Source organism: Parvibaculum sp. (assembly GCF_035511255.1).
In the GTDB taxonomy this organism is placed as follows: Bacteria; Pseudomonadota; Alphaproteobacteria; order Parvibaculales; family Parvibaculaceae; genus Parvibaculum.
Genome location: NZ_DATKFR010000125.1, coordinates 1 through 3915, shown reverse-complemented (window position 1 = coordinate 3915; position 3915 = coordinate 1). Strand labels below are relative to the sequence as shown.

Genomic DNA, 3915 nt, shown 5'->3' with positions numbered 1-3915 from the left:
AGGACCAGAGGCGTCCATGTCCGCGGCGCGTCTCCCTGGAACAGCGCCCGCGAGGGCCGGCCGTCGATCGATATCCGCTCGATGGTGTCGCCCGATGGGTCGCTGCAATTTTCCGCCGGCGAGGTGACCAGATATTCGCGGCAGATCAGCGGTCTATGCGGATGGATCGAGCAGGCCTCCGCTTCGAGGAAGGGGCACGGCACGCCGGCGCGGAAGTAATCCAGGGCGAGCGTTTCCGCCGGCTCGTCCATCCGGTTCAGGCGATCGAGAATGCCCGCTGCATCCAGGGAGGCCACGGCGTCGTCGAAACGGTCGCGGACCTCGGAGCGTCGCGGCTCGGGCATGGCCTCGATCAGTTCGACGAGCGCCCGCGCCTCGGAAATCGCCACGGGTACAAGTTGGCGGCAGCAGGCGCCGCATCCGGCACGGCATGAAATCGTCCGCCCCTGGCCCTCGGCACGCGCGGCCCCGCGCTCGGCGAGGTGCGAACTAAGGCCCTGCAGCACCGGCAGCAAATCCTGCTCGGATACCGGCCCGCTCGGGACCGTCAGCTCGACCGGGACGGGCTCTCCGCCCAAGACGAGCGTGACCTTGCCGACGATCAACGTCTGAAGGTCAGGATCGCCCGCAGTCAGGCAAAGCCGGGGCGTTTCGTCGGGCTGAGGTGGCGTGGTGGCCACGGGGGTTGCGTCGTTTCTAAGGGGTCATTTGGAACCGGTCACGGGCACGCGGCAGTACTGCTGACCTTCCTTCATGACCAGCGTTCCCTTCCGGTCGCCGCAGGCCTTTTCCGGGCTCGCCCCGTCGAGCTTGAGCGAGGAGATCATGATATCCGAGAAGGTGACCTTCAAGGCTCCGCCGGAGGCCGGCGCCGGCTGCGCGGTCGTTGCATTGTGCTTGAGGTAGAAGGTGTCGGCCTTGTCGGCCGCATAAGCCGGCACGACCATTACGCCGAGGTCGAAAGCTGCCATGCCGGCGAGGAATATCGCTGTCTTGCGCATGAACCGGAATCCTTCTGGGAGGTTCGGGGTCGTCGCTGTTCAGACCCCGCCGAAACGCCGGGGCGGCGCCCGCAAAGCACATGCCGCTATCAAGACCGTATACAAACTACTCTACAAAAGGGGGGCGGGCCAGAGCGAAAGGGCCGCCGCCTGAGATCATGGCCATCGTGCGGTACGCAAAATGAACCATTGCTGAACAACCGCAAGACGAGACTTCATGGTCGGGCGGACGTCTTTGGATTGGCCTCGCGTCGTTTCCGTCGGCCTCAGCCCTGAGCGGCATATGTGAAGTGGTGGCCGTGAAGTTCGAGGCCGGGCCGAGATATCCCGTCGCCGGAACCGAAGGCGCGGATGCGCCTGCGAATCTCCTCAGGCCGCATGTCGAATGAAATCCTGCACATGGCGGCGAAGTCGCGGCGCGTCGTGATACGGGGGCCCCATTGCGCGGACATGTGCGGGAGTAGTCCCGCTTCGGCCGCAAGCGGCTGCGCGAGCCGAGCAAAGAGCGCGAGAAGAGCGGCATAAACCTGTTCTCCCAGCGCGCCGGCATCGCTTCCGGGCGGAATGTCGAACCGTTCGAGTCCGACGATGGGGCCGGAATCGACGCGCCTTGCCATCGCATGAGCCGTGACGCCGAAATGCGCGGCGTTCTCGTAAACGGCAAAGCAATGTGGATACCAGCCGCGATATTCGGGCGGGCCTGGATGAAAATTGTAAGCTCCATAGCCGAGCGCATCGAGTATGGGAGCCGGAACGACGACGGGGGTGGCGAAAGCGATCAGCCGGGCCCGCGCAAGGACATTCGGGGCGAGCCGTGTCAATGATGGGCCGGTTGCGACAGGTATGATGTCGAGATCGCCATTCCAGCGCGTCAACGATCGCGAGAGATAGGTCTGCTCCGCCTCGTCGGCGAGCAGCACCAGCTTGTCGAACACGGTCGTACCTCGTGAGAGCTTCCGGCTCTCAACGGCGACCGGTTGAGATTCCGTCGGCGCTGGCGGTCCTTTACGTCAGCGCCTTGCGGAAAATTTCGATCGCATTGTCGAAGAAATCTTCGAGCCGGCCCTTGAGGTCCTGGGAGAGCGCGATCAGCTTGGCGCGCCCGTCGCTCGGGTCCGGCAGCTCGACGATGAGCCCCTTGGCGATTGCGTTATCGAGATATTTCTTGGCCGTCTGCGGGCTGAGATGGCGCATGAGAAGCAGGGCTTCCTGTTTGCGCAACGGTGCTTCGGCGGCCCAGAGGCCCGTATAGAGATCCGAATAATTGATATCCAGGATGTCCTTGTCCCGCAGGAAGCGCACCCATGTGCCGTCCATGGCGTTCAACGCCTGAACGAATTTGTGGCGCTGCCGATCGCGTTCCGCCGACTTCGTGGACTTTTTCATGTTTTCCGCCTGCCGATATTTCGTCCATATGCTCACAAAACAAGCAATAAAAAAAGAGACAAAAATAGTGGTAAAATCATATGTATTTGCGCTATGGTTGGAACGTTGCCGCTTTCTGTCATATGGGGCTTTGCCATGTCATCACGGTCCACCTTCTGGCGTCACAGCGATGGCGCGATTCCGAATATGCTCGCCTTCTCCTATATCGCCGTCGCGCATGTCTCCGGCATCGCCCTGCTGACGCTTGGCGGCCCGATCGCGTGGATCGGGGGCACGCTCCTCGTCGCCCATTCGCTGATCGTCGCCGCCTACATGATCCACGACCTCGCTCACATGGCCATATTCAGGAGCCGCAAGGTCACGGTCGCGGTCGCCGAAATGCTGTCGTGGTTCTGCGGAGGAGCCTATGCACCTATCGGCCGTATCGTGCGCATGCACATGCGCCATCATGTCGATCGTGCCGATCTTGCGCTATTCGATCCGCGTGTCTTTCTGAAGACCGCACCGGGCTGGTTGCGCAGCCTCGTCTACGCGCTGGAGTGGTGCTACGTCCCGGCGGTTGAGCTCATCATGCATTATCAGGTGGTGGCGCGGCCGTTCATCAAGCGGGAATTCGCTTCGGAGCGGTCGCGCGCGATCTTCGTGGGGCTCACCCGCGGAGCGTTCTTCGTCTTCCTTTTCATGCTGAGCCCATGGGCGCTGCTGGGCTACGCGGTCGCCTATATGATCTTCCTCACCGAGCTCTTCATTGCCGACGCCTATGCCCATGCCTATGAGTTTTTTCTTGTCGGCGACGCGAATGAAAAGATCTCGCGCGAAGGGCGGAGCGGCGACGATTACGATCTGCACCACACTTACTCGAACCTCATTTCGGTGCGCTACCCTTGGCTCAACCTGCTCAATCTGAATTTCGGCTATCACTCCGTGCATCACGACGCGCCTTCCGTGCCCTGGTACAAGCTTCCGGAAATCCATCGCCAGACCTATCCCGCGGATGCGCCGCAGGTGCTGCCCTATAGCGAGCTGTGGCATTCGTTTCATGCCAATCGCGTCAAGCGTATCGAAGCCCTCGACGCAGGCTCGATCGGCGAAGGGCCCCGTCGCGCCGACGCGTTTCTCGGCGTCCATGGCGTCTCCTTCCTGACCGTCGTGTGAGCGGCAAGGCGATGGAATTCTCCGGTAAGGCGGTACTCGTTACGGGCGCGGTCACGGGTATCGGCCGCGCCACGGCGGAAGCCTTTCTTCGGGAAGGCGCGACGGTAGGCGTAAATCACCTCGATCAGTCGGCGGAGTTTGCCGAGATGGCGGATGCGTTGCGCAGCCTGCCCGGAAAGCTGATCGAATGCGAGGCGGACGTTCGCGTAGCCGCCGCCGTGGAGGGTATGGTGGAGCGGCTGGTGAGAAAAGCCGGCCGACTCGACGTACTTGTCAACAATGCCGGCATTTCGCAGGTGAAGCCCTTTCTCGAAACCACGGAAGAAGACTGGGATGCGATGATCGACACCGATCTCAAATCCGTCTTCCTATG

Annotated in this window: 6 protein-coding genes; 2 read left to right on the top strand and 4 right to left on the bottom strand. The window is 62.0% G+C overall.

Annotation, left to right across the window (positions count from 1 at the left end; all coding sequences use genetic code 11):
* The 4 genes from VMR03_RS04380 to VMR03_RS04365 all read right to left on the bottom strand — a co-directional run.
* Nucleotides 1-680, bottom strand: a 680-nt coding sequence (locus VMR03_RS04380) for a YkgJ family cysteine cluster protein (RefSeq protein WP_325402651.1), incomplete at its 3' end; no start/stop codon positions are given.
* A 24-nt stretch (nucleotides 681-704) separates the two neighbouring features.
* Complete coding sequence (locus tag VMR03_RS04375; RefSeq protein WP_325402649.1) at nucleotides 705-1001, bottom strand: hypothetical protein; 297 nt, start codon at nucleotides 999-1001, stop codon at nucleotides 705-707.
* Nucleotides 1002-1267: 266 nt separating this feature from the next.
* Nucleotides 1268-1936 carry a formyltransferase family protein gene (locus VMR03_RS04370; protein ID WP_325402647.1) on the bottom strand — a complete coding sequence of 223 codons (669 nt, stop codon included), beginning with the start codon at nucleotides 1934-1936 and terminating at the stop codon, nucleotides 1268-1270.
* A gap of 70 nt (nucleotides 1937-2006) precedes the next feature.
* The gene (locus VMR03_RS04365) at nucleotides 2007-2387 is read right to left on the bottom strand and encodes a hypothetical protein (protein WP_325402645.1); all 381 of its coding nucleotides are present in this window, start codon (nucleotides 2385-2387) and stop codon (nucleotides 2007-2009) included.
* Between the two features lie 135 nt (nucleotides 2388-2522).
* Between VMR03_RS04365 and VMR03_RS04360 the strand changes: the two genes are divergently transcribed.
* On the top strand, nucleotides 2523-3542 hold the full coding sequence (locus VMR03_RS04360) for a fatty acid desaturase (protein ID WP_325402643.1): 1020 nt from the start codon (nucleotides 2523-2525) through the stop codon (nucleotides 3540-3542).
* 11 nt (nucleotides 3543-3553) lie between these two features.
* The coding region (locus VMR03_RS04355; RefSeq protein ID WP_325402641.1) for an SDR family NAD(P)-dependent oxidoreductase at nucleotides 3554-3915 on the top strand (362 nt) is incomplete at its 3' end.